Source organism: Halolamina sp. C58 (assembly GCF_051195095.1).
Lineage (GTDB): Archaea > Halobacteriota > Halobacteria > Halobacteriales > Haloferacaceae > Halolamina.
On the sequence record NZ_JBNTJY010000001.1, the window covers coordinates 1,176,483 to 1,194,126 of the forward strand.

Annotated in this window: 20 protein-coding genes; 14 read left to right on the plus strand and 6 right to left on the minus strand. The window is 71.7% G+C overall.

Annotated elements, in window-relative coordinates; translation table 11 throughout:
- Positions 1 to 39: 39 nt before the first annotated feature.
- The 3 genes from ACQUSM_RS06210 to ACQUSM_RS06220 all read left to right on the plus strand — a co-directional run bounded on the left by ACQUSM_RS06210 (position 40) and on the right by ACQUSM_RS06220 (position 1,368).
- Positions 40 to 225, plus strand: coding sequence for a protein translocase SEC61 complex subunit gamma (locus tag ACQUSM_RS06210; RefSeq protein ID WP_053947553.1), 186 nt, complete (start codon positions 40 to 42; stop codon positions 223 to 225).
- Positions 226 to 663 carry a transcription elongation factor Spt5 gene (locus ACQUSM_RS06215; protein ID WP_049980982.1) on the plus strand — a complete coding sequence of 146 codons (438 nt, stop codon included), beginning with the start codon at positions 226 to 228 and terminating at the stop codon, positions 661 to 663.
- A gap of 162 nt (positions 664 to 825) precedes the next feature.
- Positions 826 to 1,368, plus strand: coding sequence for an HD domain-containing protein (locus ACQUSM_RS06220; protein ID WP_435116812.1), 543 nt, complete (start codon positions 826 to 828; stop codon positions 1,366 to 1,368).
- Between the two features lie 46 nt (positions 1,369 to 1,414).
- Here ACQUSM_RS06220 and ACQUSM_RS06225 read toward each other — a convergent pair whose 3' ends face one another.
- Entirely contained in the window at positions 1,415 to 1,711 is a 297-nt protein-coding gene (locus tag ACQUSM_RS06225; protein ID WP_435116814.1) for a DUF7565 family protein, read from the minus strand.
- A 123-nt stretch (positions 1,712 to 1,834) separates the two neighbouring features.
- On the opposite strand from ACQUSM_RS06225, the gene ACQUSM_RS06230 reads away from it, so the two are divergent.
- Positions 1,835 to 2,569, plus strand: a complete 735-nt coding sequence (locus tag ACQUSM_RS06230) for a PHP-associated domain-containing protein (protein WP_435118300.1) — start codon at positions 1,835 to 1,837, stop codon at positions 2,567 to 2,569.
- On the opposite strand, the gene ACQUSM_RS06235 is transcribed toward ACQUSM_RS06230, so the two are convergent.
- The 4 genes from ACQUSM_RS06235 to ACQUSM_RS06250 all read right to left on the minus strand — a co-directional run bounded on the left by ACQUSM_RS06235 (position 2,566) and on the right by ACQUSM_RS06250 (position 5,818).
- On the minus strand, positions 2,566 to 3,063 hold the full coding sequence (locus ACQUSM_RS06235) for a metal-dependent hydrolase (protein WP_435116816.1): 498 nt from the start codon (positions 3,061 to 3,063) through the stop codon (positions 2,566 to 2,568). The two genes, ACQUSM_RS06230 and ACQUSM_RS06235, sit on opposite strands and share 4 nt — an antisense overlap.
- An 81-nt stretch (positions 3,064 to 3,144) precedes the next feature.
- A complete protein-coding gene (locus tag ACQUSM_RS06240; protein ID WP_435116818.1) occupies positions 3,145 to 4,077 on the minus strand; it encodes an HNH endonuclease in 933 nt (310 codons plus the stop codon).
- 26 nt (positions 4,078 to 4,103) lie between these two features.
- Entirely contained in the window at positions 4,104 to 4,628 is a 525-nt protein-coding gene (locus tag ACQUSM_RS06245; RefSeq protein ID WP_435116820.1) for a CinA family protein, read from the minus strand.
- 56 nt (positions 4,629 to 4,684) lie between these two features.
- On the minus strand, positions 4,685 to 5,818 hold the full coding sequence (locus tag ACQUSM_RS06250) for a tubulin/FtsZ family protein (RefSeq protein WP_435116822.1): 1,134 nt from the start codon (positions 5,816 to 5,818) through the stop codon (positions 4,685 to 4,687).
- 97 nt (positions 5,819 to 5,915) lie between these two features.
- Here ACQUSM_RS06250 and ACQUSM_RS06255 point away from each other — a divergent pair, with 97 nt between their 5' ends.
- The 10 genes from ACQUSM_RS06255 to ACQUSM_RS06300 all read left to right on the plus strand — a co-directional run bounded on the left by ACQUSM_RS06255 (position 5,916) and on the right by ACQUSM_RS06300 (position 16,612).
- Positions 5,916 to 6,350, plus strand: coding sequence for a DUF7310 family coiled-coil domain-containing protein (locus ACQUSM_RS06255; protein ID WP_435116824.1), 435 nt, complete (start codon positions 5,916 to 5,918; stop codon positions 6,348 to 6,350).
- The gene (locus tag ACQUSM_RS06260) at positions 6,347 to 6,766 is read left to right on the plus strand and encodes a DUF7311 family protein (protein ID WP_435116826.1); all 420 of its coding nucleotides are present in this window, start codon (positions 6,347 to 6,349) and stop codon (positions 6,764 to 6,766) included. The genes ACQUSM_RS06255 and ACQUSM_RS06260 overlap by 4 nt, the downstream gene beginning before the upstream one ends.
- Before the next feature lie 67 nt (positions 6,767 to 6,833).
- Positions 6,834 to 8,768 carry an ATPase, T2SS/T4P/T4SS family gene (locus ACQUSM_RS06265; protein WP_435116828.1) on the plus strand — a complete coding sequence of 645 codons (1,935 nt, stop codon included), beginning with the start codon at positions 6,834 to 6,836 and terminating at the stop codon, positions 8,766 to 8,768.
- Entirely contained in the window at positions 8,762 to 10,495 is a 1,734-nt protein-coding gene (locus ACQUSM_RS06270; protein WP_435116830.1) for a type II secretion system protein, read from the plus strand. The genes ACQUSM_RS06265 and ACQUSM_RS06270 overlap by 7 nt, the downstream gene beginning before the upstream one ends.
- 39 nt (positions 10,496 to 10,534) lie before the next feature.
- Positions 10,535 to 10,999 carry a DUF7283 family protein gene (locus tag ACQUSM_RS06275; protein WP_435116832.1) on the plus strand — a complete coding sequence of 155 codons (465 nt, stop codon included), beginning with the start codon at positions 10,535 to 10,537 and terminating at the stop codon, positions 10,997 to 10,999.
- Positions 10,968 to 11,375: a DUF7285 family protein gene (locus ACQUSM_RS06280; protein WP_435116834.1), complete on the plus strand. Its 408-nt coding sequence runs from the start codon at positions 10,968 to 10,970 to the stop codon at positions 11,373 to 11,375. Before ACQUSM_RS06275 ends, ACQUSM_RS06280 begins: the two co-directional genes overlap by 32 nt.
- A complete protein-coding gene (locus ACQUSM_RS06285) occupies positions 11,372 to 12,211 on the plus strand; it encodes a DUF7284 family protein (RefSeq protein ID WP_435116836.1) in 840 nt (279 codons plus the stop codon). The genes ACQUSM_RS06280 and ACQUSM_RS06285 overlap by 4 nt, the downstream gene beginning before the upstream one ends.
- On the plus strand, positions 12,208 to 15,279 hold the full coding sequence (locus ACQUSM_RS06290; protein ID WP_435116838.1) for a DUF7286 family protein: 3,072 nt from the start codon (positions 12,208 to 12,210) through the stop codon (positions 15,277 to 15,279). Before ACQUSM_RS06285 ends, ACQUSM_RS06290 begins: the two co-directional genes overlap by 4 nt.
- A gap of 35 nt (positions 15,280 to 15,314) precedes the next feature.
- On the plus strand, positions 15,315 to 15,740 hold the full coding sequence (locus ACQUSM_RS06295; RefSeq protein WP_435116840.1) for a DUF5791 family protein: 426 nt from the start codon (positions 15,315 to 15,317) through the stop codon (positions 15,738 to 15,740).
- On the plus strand, positions 15,740 to 16,612 hold the full coding sequence (locus ACQUSM_RS06300; protein WP_435116842.1) for an NAD(P)H-binding protein: 873 nt from the start codon (positions 15,740 to 15,742) through the stop codon (positions 16,610 to 16,612). The genes ACQUSM_RS06295 and ACQUSM_RS06300 overlap by 1 nt, the downstream gene beginning before the upstream one ends.
- Positions 16,613 to 16,616: 4 nt before the next feature.
- Here ACQUSM_RS06300 and ACQUSM_RS06305 read toward each other — a convergent pair whose 3' ends face one another.
- Positions 16,617 to 17,609, minus strand: a complete 993-nt coding sequence (locus ACQUSM_RS06305; protein ID WP_435116844.1) for a DUF7115 domain-containing protein — start codon at positions 17,607 to 17,609, stop codon at positions 16,617 to 16,619.
- Positions 17,610 to 17,644: the final 35 nt, after the last annotated feature.

Genomic DNA, 17,644 nt, shown 5'->3' on the forward strand with positions numbered 1-17,644 from the left:
AATAGATAGAAAAGGCGTCGGGCTGAACCTCACGACAAGATGGACGTCAAATACGACCTCTCGGAGTACGTACGCGTGCTCAAGCTCGCGAGCACCCCCGAGTGGGAGGAGTTCTCGATGGTCGCCAAGATCTCGGGCGCCGGCATCTTCCTGATCGGCTTCCTCGGGTTCCTGATGTTCGCGATCATGAGCTTCGTGCCGGGCGCGGTCCCGGGTGGTGCGTAGATGCCGATCTACGCCGTCAAGACCACCGCGAGCCAGGAGGAGACCGTCGCGGACATGATCGCCTCGAAGGAGATGCCCGAGATCCACGCCGTGCTGGCGCCGGACTCGCTGACCTCCTACGTGATGGTCGAGGCCGAGGACGACTCGATCATCGAGCGCGTGCTCGACGAGATCCCCCACGCCAACGGGATCGTGCCGGGCACGTCGTCGATGACCGAGGTCGAGCACTTCCTCTCGCCGACCCCCGACGTGGAGGGGATCGCCGAGGGCGACATCGTCGAACTCATCGCCGGCCCGTTCAAGGGCGAGAAGGCGCAGGTCCAGCGCATCGACGAGGGGAAGGATCAGGTGACGGTCGAGCTGTACGAGGCCACCGTCCCGATCCCGGTCACGGTGCGCGGGGACCAGATCCGCGTGCTGGACTCCGAGGAGCGGTAGCTCCTCGGAACAGTCGAGCGGTAGAAGGCGCTGTCTCCTCCCCCCGTCGCTTTCGGACACGGATAGCGTGTGAGCCGTGCCCGTCGGGGCAGCCGAGAGGAGTCTCCCGAACGGTTCGTTGCAGAAGCACTTTGCTACCGCCGCGGCTCTCCAGTCACAGGAATGAGGAGCAAAGCCGAGGACGAGGAGATCGAACGGGCGATGCAGTATCTGGTGCACGCCTTCGAGTCGTCGGGTGACAACCCCAAGCCGGTGATACTCCACAGTACGAGGGTGGGGATGGATCTCTACGACAGAGGGTACGAGGAGCACGTCGTCGTCGCGGGGTTCCTCCACGACCTGCTCGAAGATACCGACGTAACCGCCGACGAGATCCGTTCGGCGTTCGGCGAGACCGTCGCGGAGATCGTCGAAGCCGCCAGCTTCGACGAGCGCATCGACGACTACCTGGAGCGGTGCTACGACATCTACGAGCGATGTTTCGAGTCGGGGAGGGGCGCGGTGGCGGTCAAAGCCGCAGATATCCTCGACAACAGCGACTACTACCACTTGGGCGAGTCCGAGGAGCTGCGGGCGAACCAGATCGAGAAGATGCGATACTTCGTAGATCGGTCCGAGCCGTACATCGGCGGGGACGAGCTCCACCGGGAGCTCGAGGAGAAGCTCCCGGCCGTGAAAGAACGGATCGAGAGCCGCGAACGCTGATCGCCGACCGGGGTGTGACGAAACCGCTCGGCGCCGTTCGCGCCCGCTACGAGTTCCCGTTGAGTTCGTCGACGACGCTCTGGAGGTCCGCGTTCTCCTCGATCGTCTCCTTGATCCCCTCGCGGGCGCGCACGTCGCTCCCGTCGGCGTCGTAGGCGCGGACGTACTCCGCACGGGTGTGTTCGTCGAACGCGTGGCGGATCGCGAAGTACCCCTCGGGGACGATGGTCCCGCACACCTTACACTCGTGACGCTGGTGTTCGGTCGTCTGGTGGACGATCACGTCCTCGGGACCGTCGAACTCCCGGCCACAGCCGGCGATCCCGCAGTTCCAGCGGCTCATACGCGCTCTATCGGAGTGGGGGCGGCAAAAGCGTTCTCCCCGACGCCCGGCATCGAACACGGAGGCTATTTGGGCGACGACCGACTGCGGTCGAACGTGACTACGGCGCCGACGCGAGTCGACATGCACGTCAAGACGCTCGACGGCCGGGTCGTCGAGCGGGCGAAAGCCCGGGGGATCGACGTGCTCGTGTACGCACCCCACTTCACGCGACTGCCGGCGATCCGCGAGCAGGCCGAGCGACACAGCGACGACGAGCTGCTGGTCGTGCCGGGCCGGGAGATCTTCACCGGGAACTGGCAGAACCGCCGCCACCTGCTCGCCGTGGGACTCTCCGATCCGGTGCCGGACTTCATCTCCTTCGAGGGCGCGCTCTCGGAGATCGCCGAGCAGGGCGCCGCGCTGTGTGTGCCTCACCCGACGCTTCTGAACGTCAGCCTCGGCCGGCCGGAGATCCGCGCCTACGCCGACCACATCGACGCCGTCGAGAGCTACAACGCCAAATCCCTCCCCCACGTCAACGAGCGGGCCAAACGGGTCGCCGAGGAGACCGGGCTGCCGGCGTTCGGCTCGTCGTACGCCCACCTCCGGGGCACCGTCGGCGAGGCATGGACCGAGTTCGACGCCGCCATCGACAGCGAGGCCGACCTCGTGCAGGCGCTCGTCTCCGGCGCCGACCGACAGGTCGTCCACCGCTCGGGGCCGCGCCACCGCTTCTGGAACCTCGCGGAGTTCGCCCACCTGGGCTACGAGAACTCCTGGGGGAAGATCGACCGCCTGTTCCTCTCGGGCACCGAGCCCACCCACCCCGACCACATCGCCTACGAGGGCCGGTTCGACGACGTCTCCGTCTACTAACCGCCGATCGTCGCCAGCCCGCCCAGCTCCAGTCCCGGCGGGAGGTACTGGGGCAGCAGGTGGACGAACGCCGCGAACACGGCGACTTCGAGCAGCGTGACGACGATCGTGACCACGTCGGCGTACTTGCTCGTCGTCGTCACGCCCGTCGGCGAGCCGAACTCCTCGCTCCAGAACGGGTAGAACAGCGCGATGCCGCGTTTGCTCCCCAGCATGTCGAGCACGTAGTGGCTCAGGATCCCCGCCCAGACGAAGTCGAGGTTGCCGAAGAAGTAGGGGTACGCCAGCGCGATCCCGAGGATCGGGAGGTTGTGCAGCGTCTTGCGGTGTTTGCCGAACGCGGTGTCGACGTCCGGGAACAGCGCGCCCAACACCAGCGGCAGCGACACTTCCGCGATCGCGACGAACGTCGCCACGTCGCCCGACGGTTCGAGGACGTACCCGACGCCGATCGCCAGCAACAGGGCGTTGAGCACGTGACCTTTCTTGTCCATACTCGTGTGCGTGGCCGGCACCCCGCAAAGCGTTTCGGTCGGATCACGACACGCGCCGCCAGTTCGGAGGGGAACGACGGGTCAGAACTCCGCGATCCGTTCGTTGTGGTACGCGAGGAATCCTGAGTCGGGGTCGTGATCGGCGTCGACGGTCAAGAACGTCCCGTCGACTTCGTCGTCGAATGCGTGCTCGACGAGGAGCGACTCGGGGTCGACACGGACTCGGCCGTAGTCGAAGTCCGCGTGGTGGTTCGGGCAGAGCACGAGGAGGTTCGCCGCGGTGTCGGGGCCGCGGTGGGGCGGCCCCAGCGGTTTGACGTGGTGGGCCTCCGCGTACGCGCTCCCGTCGCGGCTCTCGCGGCGGTCGCCGCAGAGCTGACACCGGTAGTCGTACTGCTCTTTGGCCATCTCGGACAGTTTCGTGTCCCTGATCGTCCGCGTCGTCGTGTACTCGGTCCGCTCGGGCGGCTCGTCGTCGGCTGCCCGAACGCTCCCCGTCGCCGACAGTTCCAGCGCGTCACGGAGGCGCTGTTGTGCGGCCTCGGAGACCCCGTGATCGAGCAGCGCGTTCACGTACGCCGCGCGGTCGTCGCCGCGCATCTCGATCGCCGTCCCCGTCAGCTTCGAGTGGTGGAACGGGAACGAGCCGCCGAAATCCTCGCGCATCGGCGGCTCGACGGTCCGTTCGGGCGTCCCGCGGCAGTGGAGGAACCAGTCGTAGTCGCGTGTCTCGCCGTCGTGGTCGCGCCATACGTCCGGGACCGCCTCTTGGTCCTCGACGCGGCGTGCCTCCTCGAACGTCCAGACCCCCGAGACGCCGACGCCGCCGGTCTGCCGGACGACGAACAGGTCCTCGCCCGGCGTGAGGTCGCGGGGGTCGGGCGCGCGACCGCCGGCGGGGATGCCGTGCCACGGCTGGCCGAGATGTCGCTCGGGGTGGTGTGTGGGGTCCTGCGGCCCGTCGCGACAGCGTTCCCAGTGGGCGGGGAGCGTGTTGAGCACCCAGAGTCGCACGTGGGAGGGGAGACGCGACGACCTAATCAGGGTTCCGACAGGTCCCGGGCATCGTCAAGCAGCAGCGTCAGCGCCTCCCGCGCGATCTGCTCTTTGATCTCGGTTCGGTCACCGTCGAACACGTGCCGGGAGACCTCGGTGTAGGAGCCGCCGGTGCCCCAGTCGGCGGCGTACGAGCGGCCGATAAAGACCGTCCCGACCGGCTTCGCCTCGCTTCCCCCTTCGGGGCCGGCGATGCCCGTCGTCGAGAGCCCGAACGTCGTCCCCGCCGTGTCGCGCACTCCCGCTGCCATCTGCTCGGCGACGGGTGCCGAGACCGCCCCGTGATCGTCGAGGCTCTCGCGGGAGACCGCCAGCTCCTGGAGTTTGGCGTCGTAGGAGTAGGTCACGACCGAGCGGTCGAAGTAGTCCGACGAACCCGGCACGTCGGTCAGCAGCGACCCGATCAGCCCGCCCGTACAGGACTCGGCGACGGCGACCGTCGCGTCGATCTCCCGCAGCGCGTCGCCGATGCGTTCCTCGACCGGCGGGTCGGCAGCGTACTCGCGCATACTCGGAGGTGAGAGCGCCGGGAGCAAATAGGCGGGGGAAGTCGTCGAAGCGGCGGTCAGAGCAGGTCGTCGAGTTCGTCGTTCTGGAACGTCTCGGCGGCGTCGCGCTTGCGCTGGCCCTCGGTTCGGTCGTGGGACTCGGCCTGTGCGTCGGCCGCGCGGTCCATGAACTCCTGCACGCGATCGGAGCGTTCGACACCGCTCAAGAGGACGAGCGACGAGATACGGTCGGTGTCGAGCGGGAAGTCGCCGCCGCGGACCTCCATGCTGCCGGTCTCCTCCTCCACCCACGAACGGGCGCGCTCGACGCCCTTCCGGGAGAGCGAGTCCGGACGGCCGGCGACGACGAGCAGGGCGGCGTCGGCCTCGCTCGCCCCCGGCAGGCTGGTACCGCTGAGTAGCGCCTTCCGGGTCGTGCTCGTGACGACGTTGACGTTCTCGTCGGGCTCCTCGCTGGCCTCGGACTCGGCGTAGCCGACCGCCGCGAGGCCGCCCGAGCGGAGGGTGTTGATCACCTCGCTCGTGTCGACGACGCTCTGGGCCACGTCGCGGTCGAGCCCGCCGCCGCCCAGCCCGAGCGAGCGGTCCTCGACTGGCTCGCCCGCGGCGAGCAGGAGGCCGATCCGGCGGGCGATGTTCTCGTTGATCGCCGCCATCCCCTCGGCGACGCTGTCGCCCGACTCGCGCCAGGCGTCGTTGTCGATCAGGATCGTCGCGTCGGCCTCGCGGGCGAGCGTCTTGAGCGATCGGCCCGCGTTGGCCTGGTAGAGCGACCCCTCGTCGCGGCCGGGGAGGATGCCGATCGCGTAGACGGGGGTGTCGTACACCCGGCTCAGCTCCTTCGCGAGCACGGGCGCGCCGCCGGAGCCGGTGCCGCCGCCGAGCCCGGCGATCACGAAGATCGCCTCGGTGTCGGAGCCGATCTTGCCGCTCAGCTCGCTCATCACCTCCTCGGCGTCGTTCTGCATCACCTCCGCGCCGAGTTCGTTGTCGCCGCCGACGCCGTGGCCCTTCACCACGTCCTGCCCGATCAACACCGTGTCCAGCGGGAGATCGCGGAGATCGGTCTTCGCGCTGTTGACGGCGATAGCGTCCCGGACCGCACGGAACCCCATCTCGTCGTCGAACTCGGCCAGCGCCGTCGCCACCTTTCCGCCCGCCTGACCGACGCCAACGAGGACCGTCTTCATGGATGCCCGTTCGTTCCAATCGGCCTTAAGGTTCCCCCGCCCGAGCGCCACCGGCCGGGGCCGATCCTTATCACCGATCGGGCGACCACCCCACCCCATGCCCGACAGCGACGCGACGCTGGAACGACGGCTCGCGGCCGTCGAACGCGCAGTCGACGGGGAACAGCGTGACCCGGAGTCGAGCGACACCGGGGACGGCGCGGCGCTCGAGTCCCGGATCGAGACGCTCGAGTCCAGAGTCGACGAACTCGACGCCGCGGTGCAGTCGATCCGGGGGTTCCTCGGCGGCGTCTCCGCGGTGAACGAGTCGGTCGAGCAGCGCGCCGACGCCGCGGTCGCGGCGGTCGAACGGCTCGAGCGACGGCTCGACGAGAACGATGACCCGGACGACGCTCCCGACACGCGGGGAGATGAGACGGATCCAGCGGGGATTCCGCCGACAGTCAGCGACGAGAGTGACACCGGGGCCGAGAGCGACACAGACGGACCGACTGAATCAGGGCTGCGCGAGCGTCTTCGGGAGCTCCGGTGATCCGGGCCCTGCTCGCGGTCTCGCTCGCGGCCGCGCTGCTCGCGGCGTCGCTCCCCGCCGTCGAGTCCGCGGCGGCCGACCGGACGGCCGCGGCGCTCGATCGCGACGTAGACCGGCTGGATCGAGCGGCGGGATCGCTGCTCGTCGCCGACGACCCAGGAGCGCGCCGGGTTCTGACCGTCACACTCCCGGCGGACTCACTAGTCGCGGTCGGGGTCGAGACGTTCGTCGTCGACTGTGATCCCACCTGCGCGGTCGGGTACAGCCTTCGGAACGGCGCGAGCCGAACGCGACGACTCTCGCTCCCGCTCGCGACCCCGGACGGCGCCGTTCGGTTCGGCACACCCGGGGACCACCGGCTCCGCCTCGGTCTCGCGCACGGCGACGACGGGCGAGTCGTCACGGTTCGGGGCTGACCGACACCCGGACCGTGCGACGACAGGCGGCCGAGAGTTCAAGTACGAGAGCAGGGCCATCCGCGCTATGTCACTGCTTCCGTGGCGGGCCGACGACGAGAAGACGTGTGCCTGTCGACCGGCGTTCGTCGAGCCCGCCGGGACCGGCGTCGAGGACCGCGTCGAACTCCGCATCGACGCCGACGACTGCCCCGGCGACGGCGACCTCGCGGTCGAACCGGCGTGTCGGGCGACCGCCGTCGACGCGCTCGCCGACCGGGACGCCGACGCCGTTCGCGTCCGATCGGCGGGGTACGAACGCTGGTACACCGACGGCGCCGTCGGACTGCTCCACGCCGCCGGCCGGTTCGCGGCGCTGGCCGAGCACCACGACGCCGAGATCGCCGCGACCGCGCGGACGGCCCCGCTACGGGCTGCCCGCGACGCAACCGGCCGTGCCGGCCCGGTCGGTCGTCTCGCCGCGGAGACCGGACTCGCGGCGGGCGCTGAGCGCGCCGCCGACCACGAGGCGGCGTTGCGCTCCCACGGCGCCCCAGCGATCGCCCGATCTCGGATCGACCACCGGCCGCCGGCCGACGCCCGACTGCGCGATTCGGTGGCGCTCTCGACCGGTGGAACCGCCCGGCGGTACGCGCTCGATTCGGCGAAGAAATCTGACGGGCTCTACCACCTCACCCCCGCGTCGGCGTCGTTCGACGCTCGGGCGTTCGAACTGCTCGACGCGGCGGCAGAGCGACTGGCGGAGCGCGACGGGGGCGGCGATCTCGCCCCGGCCCGCGCCGTCCGGGAGGTGGCAGATCCCGACGACCCGGTCGCGGAGCTGTCGGCGACGCTCCGGAAGCACACCCACGGCAACGGCGTGCTCGCGGACCTGTTCGCGGACGACCGCGTCTCGGACGTTTACGTCACCGCGCCCGCGGCGGAGACGCCGGTCCGAGTCGTCGTCGACGGCGAGACGCTGCCGACGAACGTCCGGCTCACGCCCGAGGGCGTCGGAACGCTCGCGTCCCGGGTCCGCCGGAGCAGCGGGCGCGCGTTCTCGCGAGCGACGCCGCAGGTGGACGCGACGCTCCCCGTCGGCCCGCCCGACGACCGCGAGGAGGTTCGCATCGCCGGCGTCACGCGGCCGCTCTCGCCCGGGCCAGCGTTCGCCGTTCGCCGGCACGACGCGGATCCGTGGACGCTCCCCCGACTCGTCGCCGTCGGCTCGCTGTCACCGCGGGCGGCGGCGCTGCTCTCGTTGGCCGTCGAACGCGGCGGAACTGGGTTGGTCGCCGGCGCCCGGGGCGCGGGGAAGACGACGACGCTCGGCGCGCTGCTGTGGGCGCTCCCTCGGTCCACGCGGACGGTGCTGATCGAGGACACCCCCGAGCTCCCGGCCGCGGCGCTCCGCGCTGCGGGGCGTGACGTGCAGTCGCTCCGGGTCGCCCGCGGCGACGACGACTCCGGCGAGACGAGCCCCGCGTCCGCGCTGCGGACCGCGCTCAGACTCGGCGAGGGGGCGCTGATCGTCGGCGAGGTCCGCGGCGAAGAAGCGAGCACGCTGTACGAGGCGATGCGCGTCGGCGCGGCCTCGGGGACGGTGCTCGGTACGGTCCACGGCGACGGCGCCGACGCGGTCCGAACCAGAATGACCGAGGATCTGGGGGTGAGCGAGTCCGCGTTCGCCGCGACGGGGTTCGTGCTCACCGTCGCCGACACGGAACGCGGCCGGCGCGCGACCGCGATCGAGGAGGTCGAGTCGGTCGACGGCGGAACCGAACTCCGGCCGCTGTTCGCGCTCGATCATGGTGAGCTCGAACCGACCGGCCGACTCGATCGGGGCGAGAGCAGCCTGCTTGCGGATCTCGCGGCGCCGGGCGAGGGGTACGGCGAGACGCTGACGGCGCTGAACGCGCGGGCCGACCACCTGCGTTCGCTCGCTGCCGACGGCGTGACGCGCCCGGCGGCCATCCGTGCGGAAGACGACGAGCACACTGACGCGAGTGGGGCGCCGTGGTAGCACGCTCGACCGGCCGCCACGAGGAACTCGTCGAGGAGGTGGGCTCGTCGTGGCCGCGAACCCCCGCCGTCGACGGCGCGCTGCGTGACGCCTGTGAGGAACTCGACTGGCCGGCGGCGCCGCAGTTGGTCGCCGCGGGTGAAGCGGCCGGGAGCGCGGTCGTGGTCGTCGGAGCGATCACCGCCGTCGCGACCGGCACGGTCGCGCTGCTCCCGCTCGCGGTCGGACTCGGCGCGGGGGTCCTCCTCGCCGCGCGGAACGCCCCGCTCGCCGTCGCGGCGCTGTCACGGACGCGTGCCGTCGGCGACGCACCGGCGCTGTTCGGCCGGCTGACGCTCCGACTTCGGGTCGAGCCGAGCGTGGAACGGGCGGTCGCGTTCGCCGGGCGCTCCGGCGACGGCGACCTCGCCGCCTCGTTGCACGAGCACGCCCGCGACGCCCGCGGAACGCCCGAATCCGGGTTGGCGTCGTTCGCCGCCGCGTGGGGGGAGACCGCACCGGAGATCGAGCGCGCCGCGGCGCTGGTCGCGGACGCGGCTGACGCGCCCGCGGACGCACGTGAACGGGGCTGTGAACGCGCTCTCTCAGCCGTTCGGTCGGGCGTGGAGGAGCGCGCGGCGTCGTTCGCGGGTGAGATCCGGGCGCCGCTGACGGGGCTGTACGCGTTCGGCGTGTTGCTCCCGCTCGCGCTCGTCGGCGTGCTCCCCGCGGCACGGCTCGCGGGCGTGAACGTCGGCCTCGGAACGTTGGCAGTGCTCTACGATCTCCTTCTCCCCGTGGGGCTGCTGGTCGCGAGCGGCTGGCTGCTCGCCCGCCGACCGATCTCGTTCCCGCCGCCGAGGATCGACAGCGACCACCCCGACGTTCCCGACCGCCGACGGAGCGCCGCCGCCCTCGGCGTGCTCGTGGCTGCCGTCGCGGGCGCAGGCTGTCTGTTCGTGCTGCCGTGGGCAGCCTCGATCGTCGCCGCTGGCGCCGGGTCGGGGGCTGCACTGCTGTGGCTGTTCGCACCCGCGCGGGCGCTCCGGCGAGAGGTTCGGGAGATCGAGTCCGGACTGCCGGACGCACTGACGCTGGTCGGTCGACGCGTCGTCGACGGCACGGCCGTCGAACGGGCGCTCGTGGAGGCCTCGGGGGAACTGCCCGGCGAGACGGGCACTCTGCTCGCCGACGCCGCGGAACGGGGGGAACGGTTGGGGCTCCCGCCCGAGGAGACGTTCTTCGGTCGGTTCGGCGCGCTCCGGAACGTGCCGAGCCCGCGGGGGCGGGACGCCGGCCGGCTGTTCGCCCTCGCGGCGGCGGAAGGTTCGCCGGCGGGGGACGCGCTCGTCGCCGCGGGCGATCACCTCCGCGAACTCGCTCGTGTCGAGCGCGAGGCGCGCCGGGAGCTGGCGGCGATCACCGGCACGCTGTCGAACACGGCGGCGCTGTTCGGCCCGCTCGTCGGGGGCGTCTCCGTCGCGATGGTGGGGCGGATCCCCGCGGGCGCTGGCGGTGCTGGCGAGGCGCTCGGTGGCGCGTCGGCGTCGACCGCGCTCGGCCCGGCCTCGATCGGGCCGATCGTCGGCGTCTACGTGCTCCTCCTCGCGGCGATCCTGACCGGGCTCGCGACCGCGCTGGAGCGCGGGATCGACCGGTCGCTGCTCGGCTACCGGATCGGGCTCGCGCTCCCCACCGCGACGGCGGCGTACGTCGCGGCGGTCGTCGCCGCGGGCGCGGTGCTCTGAGCCGAGAGTTCAAGTACGAAACCGGGACCACTCCATCCCATGATCGGACCTCCCGTCGACTCGGCGGCGTTGCACGCCGGCCTCGTGGTGGCCGCGGCGGCGTTTCTCGCCGTCGCCGGAACGCTCCCCGCCCACCCCGCGCCCGACGCGGCGGGCGTGGCAGACACGGTCGATTCGGTCGCAGCCGGCGACGTGCCGGCGGGGGCGACACACGAACACGACGCCGACGCCGTCCGGCTCCGTCCCCACGGGATCGCGATGCGGAACGACGGCGGGACCGCGCGGGCGACGTTCGCGTTCGGTCCCGTCGTGCCGGTCCGTGACGGGGCGCTCCGACGCGTTCTCGACGGGGAACCACCGCAAGTGGTGTTCGCGGATCGCGACGCGTTCCGTAACGCGGTCGAAACGGCACGGGAACGCGAGTCCGGATGGATCGCGTCGGACGAGATCGCCGTCGAGGGGGTGAGCTGGGATGGCTACCACGTCACGCTCGTCGGGGCCTGACCGCGGGCAGGCGTCGCCGACGGCGACGCTCGTCGCGGTGGCAGCGGTCGGGCTCGGGCTGTCGCTGTACGCGGCGGTGTTCGCCGGCGTCGCACCGACGGCCGACCGCGAGGTCGCGGAGCCGACGCTCTCCCGGGTTCACGATACGATCGCGCCGGCCGGCGTGGCGTCGGCCGACCGGCTCGGCGCGGCCGTCGACGCCGGGCCGACCGGCTGGACGCTCCGGATCGAACTTCGGGTCGGGTCGCGACACTGGACGGTCGGCGACGCTCCCGCGCCGGGCAAGGAGACGCAGTCGGCGGGGCGACGGGTCCCAGTGCGAACCGCGCCCGGGCGAGTGGCGATCGGCTGGCTTCGGGTGGTGGTGGCCAGATGAGCGCCACCGCACTCGACGCCTGCCTCTGCCTGCTGTTGGTCAGCGCGGCCGCGGTCACGGTGACCAGTGCGCCGGCACCCACCGTCGACGACGACCGGGCCGACGCCGTCGCGGAGACGCTGGCCGCGGCGACCGCGGACGTGCCGTACACGCTGCAGCCGGTCTCGGACGAAGAGGTCGACGCGAACCCGGAGTACGAGCGTGTCGCTCACGGGACGCTCGTCTCGTTACTGGCTGACGCGGCAGTCAGGACCGTCCGCGTCGACGGCGAGGCGCTCACCGGCACCAGTGAGGGGTTCGCGGCCGCGGTTCGAGCGACGGTCGCGGACCGCCTGCCGGACCGGACGCGGGTCGTCGTCCGCTGGCGGCCGTACCCCGATGCCCACTTGTCACGGACGTTCTCGGTCGGTCCGGAGCCGCCGGCGGACGCCGACGTGAACGCGGCGACGGTTCGCGCACCGAGCGGCGTCGATCCGCCCGCGAACGCGTCGCTCGCGGCGTCCGAGGGGGGATTCACACGTCTCGGCCGCGCCGTCGCGGCGTCGCTGGTCGCCGGCCTGCTCCCGCCCGAGAAGGGCCGACTGGCGCTCGCCGACGACGCGCCACTGGATACGCTCGTTCGGCACCGCTACCGACGCGTGAGCGCCCGGTACGGCGTCGAGACGGCGGACGCGATCGAACGAGGAGACACCCACGCGGCGAACCGCCGGATCGCGGGCGCGATGGCCGATCGCGTCGCGAGCGATCTGAGCCGAGGCGGGAGGAGCCCGGCCGACGCTGTGGAATCGCTCGAACTGGACACCGTCGAGATTTCTGTCCGGACGTGGTCGCCGTGAGCCTCGCCGACGACGACCGCGCGCGCATCCCGTTCGCGCTCGTCGGCGTCCTGCTGCTGCTCGGGGCCTCCGTGTACGCGACGGGGATCGCAGATCGCGCACAGCCCTCGATCGAGCGACCTGCGGCCGCCGCGATGGACGGCGTCACCCGGGACGCACGGCCCGCGCTCCGGATGGCGGTCCGCGAGGCCGCACGCGAGTCGGCCGAAACACCAGTCACGACTCCGGCCGACACCGCGGCAGGGAGGGCGCTGAACGACTCCCGGCCGTTCGTCGACGCGCTCAGACTCCGGATCGCGGTCGCCGCTCGCGAGTCGGTGTCGGAGCTGGGTCGCGAGCGCGGCGGCGTCAGGGCGACCGTCGGCCTGCCCCCGATCGACGGATCGACCGCCTCGCTCCGGCGCGCGAAGTCGGATGTCGAGGTCACGCCAGTCGACGGCGGGGCAGCGATGCGTGTGACGATCCGGAACCTCACCGTCCGAGCCCGAGACGGCGATCGAACGGTCGCCCAGCGGCGGCGGAACGTCACGCTCACCGTCGAGACACCAGTGCTGGCGCTGCACCGGCGGTCCAGCGCGTACGAGCGGCGGCTGAACCGCGGCGCGCTCGACGGCCCGGGGCTGGCTCGCGGGCTGACGACTCGCCTGACCGCGGTCGCGATGGCGCGTGGCTACGGTCGCTACGCCGGCGCGCCGATCCGGAACGTGCTCGGGAACCGCCACGTCGAACTCTCGACCAACGCCGCGGTGCTCGCCCAGCAGCGCGCCGCGTTCGGACGCCACGACCCCGCCGGCGCACGCGCGCTCGACGTGGCGACGATGAAGGTCGGCGTCCTCGACCTGCTCGGCGGGCGCCACGGCGACGCCGCCGCCGTGACGAACGCGTTCGTGAACCCGAACGCCGTCGACGGCGCCACGAGCGAGCCGGCGTCGAGCGAGTTCGACCCCAGCCGACCCGACGCGCCGCCGGTCAACGCCTCCCCGGCCGCTGCCGCCGACCGGGCGTACCTCGGTGCGATCGCCGACGTGTCGACGGCGGGGAGCTACCGCGTCCGAGGGGAGCTCCGGGTCACGGTCCGCAGTCGAGCGAGCGAATCGAGGCCCGAGCCACGGCTGCGCGACTGGACGTTGGTCGACGAGCACACGAGCGAGCGAACGGCCGTCACGATTGTCGAGGACACGTCGGCGGAGTCCGCCGACGCCGTCGTCGGCAAAGTGCTGGACGTGACAACCCACCACGTCGTCGAGCGGCGGTGGCGCCGGAACGGAACCGTCCGAACGACCAGCGCCGAGTGGACCGAGACTGCCCGCGTCGCGGTACGCGCGACAGCGGCGTACGACCCGGACGACGCCGCGCCGGATCGGCCGACGGAGCCGCTGTTCGAAGCCGGCGGTGTGCTCGACGGCCCGAACCTCGCGGGAGCACGCGAACGGGCGGCCGAGGCCGTCCTCGACGCCAACGGCGGCGTCGACGCTGTGGCCGAACGGACCGCGTCAGGCGAGGGAGGGGGCACACTCGTTCGGACCCGGACCATCACCGCGACACGGCCGAGCCGGCTCGACGAGTGGATCGCCGCCGACCTACGAGAGCTCCGTCGTGAGGTCGCGAACGTCTCGGTGTCGATCCCCCGAGCGGCGGTCGCCAGCGGCGACGCGAACGCGCCGGGTCGGCTGGCAGCGGCGCTTCGGCAACAGCGGGGCGAACTGCTCGACGCGCCAGCGAGCTACGACGGCGTCGCCGACAGGGCGCGAGTCGCCGCCCGCGCGGCGTACCTCGATCGCGTGCTCGCGGAACTGGACGCGCGCGCCGCCGACAGCCGGGATCGAAACGTCGACTACCGGGACGAACTCGGAGATCGAGCGACGGCGGGGCTCTCGGAACTGATCGAACTCGGACGCGGCGGGACGGACGACCGACCGAGTGATGCCTACACGGAGCCGGATAGTGCGGACGACGACGTCGTGATCACGCCCGACGCCGCTCCGGGATACCTCACGCTCCAGTCACTCGATCACGGACAGGTGCCCAGCGTGCCGGCTGGGGAGTCCACCCACCCCCTGACCGCGCGGACGACGAACTGGATCGCGCTCCCGTACGGCGAGGCCGCCTCCGGGATCGTCGACACGCTGCTGGGGGGCGGCAGCCGGCAGGTCGGTCTCGACGCCGCTTCGGCGACGCTGATCGCGGCGAATCGGACCGTCGTGACGAGCCCCGAGAACCGGACCGAGGAGTCGGCTGCGCTCGCGGCGAACCGGGACGAACTGGCCGCCGCCGTCGGGAGCTCGGTCCGAGACGGGGAGCGTGCAGTCTGTGCCGCCGCGACGAACGGAACCGGTGTGAAGCGATCGACGTGCAGAGCCGCCGTCGTCGGTGCTCGCGAACGGTGGCCGACCCTCGGCCACCGGGCGCAGGCGATGGCGAACGGCAGTTACGTGCCGACGTTCGCCGCCGAGTTGGCGGCGCGTGGGATCGACCGACCGACGGCCGACGAGGCGGGCGTCCGGGTTCGGGTCCGGCTCCGCGAACTGCGCGCCGAACGGGCTGTCGGCGTCCCCGCGGCGACGACCAACCGCACCGCGTCGATGGTCCAACAGGCGGCCCGCGAAACCGCCCGAAAGGAGGTGAGCGGGGCGCTGGAGAACGCCAGCGCGAAAGCGACCCGGAAGCTGACCGGCGCCTCACGGTTACCGGCGGGGCTGCCCGTCGCGCCGCCGCCGTACAGCTGGATCGCGACGGTGAACGCCTGGAGCGTCACGGTCCGCGGGGAGTACCAGCGCTTCGCCCTCCGTGCACGAGGGGTCGCCCCCGACGGCGGCAGTGGAACGGTTCGGTACGTCAGGGACGGGAGCGTGGCCCGCCTCGACGTGGACGGGGACGGCCGTGCCGAACGACTCGGCCGAGGCGAGCGTGTTGACTTCGAGGCGTCGACCACCGTCGTCGCCGTCGTGCCGCCGGGGATGCCCGGCGTCGGCGACGTGGACGGGAACCGGGACGAGCAGTCGCCCGGGTGGCCCTGCCCGGGTGTCGACGGCGACGAGTCGTGCGAGACGGCCGACGACCCGGAGTAACAACGGTTTTGGCTCGCGGCCGCCGAGTCTCGGGTATGCTGTACGACGCAGTCGAGGCCGACGACGAGGCGTCGCCGGCGGCGTTCCGCACCGCCTACTTCGACGAGCTCGCGGCGGCCGTCGCCGAACTGGGGGTCGACACCGTCGTGGGCGGGACCGGCCTCGACCGCGCGACCGTCGAAGCGATCGCCGAGGGCGACCAGCCCGAACTCACCGTCGAGGAGGCCGCGGAGGTGTTGGCACTGACGGACGGCGCACCCGACGCCGAGGACATCGCGTGGGAGGCCCGCGACCACGTCCTGATGGGGATGACCACCGCGGTCGTCGACGTTGACACGGTCGCCCGGGAGACCGACACCGAGCTCGACGGGAAGGAGATCCAGCAGGCGATCGAGGGGCGGCTCCCGACCACGCTCGAACAGTTCGCCGCGATCCAGGCGTACATCGACGCCCGGCGCTGATGCACGTTCTCGTCCTCGGCTGTGGCTACGTCGGCCGCGAACTCGGCCGGCAGCTGCTCGATGCCGGCCACGACGTGACCGGGGTCGTCCGATCGGCGGAGAGCGCCGACACCCTCTCGGCGGAAGGGATCGACGCCGTCCGGGCGGACCTGACCGATCCCGACGCCGCTTCGACGCTTCCCGACGCCGACGCGCTCGTGTTCGCGGCCTCTGCGGGGCGAGCGAGCGCCGCCGAAGCGCGAGCGCTGTACGTCGACGGGCTCCGCGCGATCGTCTCCGAGTTCGAGGGGCGCGAGTCGTCGCCGGATCGGCTGCTTCTCACTTCCACGACCGGCGTCTACGGCGATCAGGGCGGCGACTGGGTGGACGAGTCGACGCCGGTCGGCCCGGAGCGGCCGAAAGCGGCCGTGATCGCCGAGGCGGAAGCGATCGTCCACCGGAGCGCTATCGACGGCACCGTCGCCCGATTCGCCGGGCTCTACGGCCCCGGCCGCTACCGGATCGACGCCTACCTCGACTCGGTGACCGCGGGCTGGCGGAACTCGACCCACCGCGACGACGCGGCGGGCGCGCTGGCGTGGTTCCTGACCGAGGGCGTGGCTCGGAGGGAGACGGTGCTCGTCTGTGACGGCACTCCCGTGGACCGCTGGGAGTTCGCCGACTGGCTGGCCGAACGCTGTGGCGTCCCCGAACCGGAGAAGCTGACCGTCGAGGAGCGGCTCGGCGGCGATGCGGCGTCGTCGACCTCGCGGCTGGCGAGTGACAAGCGCTGCCGGAACGACCGCCTGCTGGAACTGGGGTACGAACTCGCGTATCCGTCGGTGTACGAGGGGTACGAGCCGGCGATCGAGGCGTATCGGCGCGGCGAGTAACGGCTCAGCGACCCTGTCGGAGCTCCTCGATCAACTGCTCGATCAGGTCGTTCTGTCGTTCGAGTTCGGCCTCCTGACGCTCGACGGCGTCCCGGAGCTCCTCGATCTCGGCGGCGAGCGCTGCCGTGTCGGGAGCGTCACCGGCGGGCTCGACGCCGCTACTCGTCGCCTCGTTCTCGGTGGGCTCCTCGTCACCCGTCGCCTCCTCCACCTGCTGGATGAGTTGGTCGGTCGACTCCTCCGGCGTCGATTCCTCTTCCACATCAGGCTCGGGCTCCTCGTCCTCCCCGAACAGCTCGGGCCCCTCGCCGAACGGCGAGTCCTGACGGCTCTCGCTGTCGGCGTCGTCCACCTCTTCGTCGGCGGTCTCCGCCCGGAGTTCGTCGAGGTCGCGAACGTCGTGGTAGGAGAGCAGTGCGTCGGTGATCGCCGCCTCGACGGCGCGGGCGTCGTCGTTCGGCGCCTTGAACCGCTCCTGCCGGCCGTCGTGGGTCAGGACGACGCTGGTGGCGACGTTGCCGGGCTCGAACGCGAGATCGGTGACGTCCTCGAAGGGGTACTCCTCGAACTCCTCGTCCCAGAGCGCCTGCCCGATGTGCTTGACGACGCGTTTGTCGGTGACGATCAGCGTGAGCTCCGAGAAGCGGAACGTGCGCTTGACGGTCTCGCCGGGGTCGGTGATCCCGTTGGCGTCGAGTACCCCCGCGAGCAGCGGGTGGAGCACCTCGTCGATCTTCGCCTTGGGGATCGACAGCGTCTCCTCGCCGTCGAGCCCGTAGTCCAGCGTGAGCTTCGCCTTCCGGCGACTCGTGGTGAGGGTGATGCGCTCCGCCTCGTGGGGGAACTCCTCGACGGCCTCGTCGGAGAGCAGCCCCTCCGCGCGGTAGACGAGTGTTCGGGTCGGCGTGACCAACAGTCGATCCTCGCCGCCGAGGTCGACCTCCGCGACCGGCTCCTCGCCGTCGAGGTGGTCCGTGACGGTCTCCGGCAGGGTCATGGGTAGTCGTTCACGCCCGTGGGCATAAATCCGCG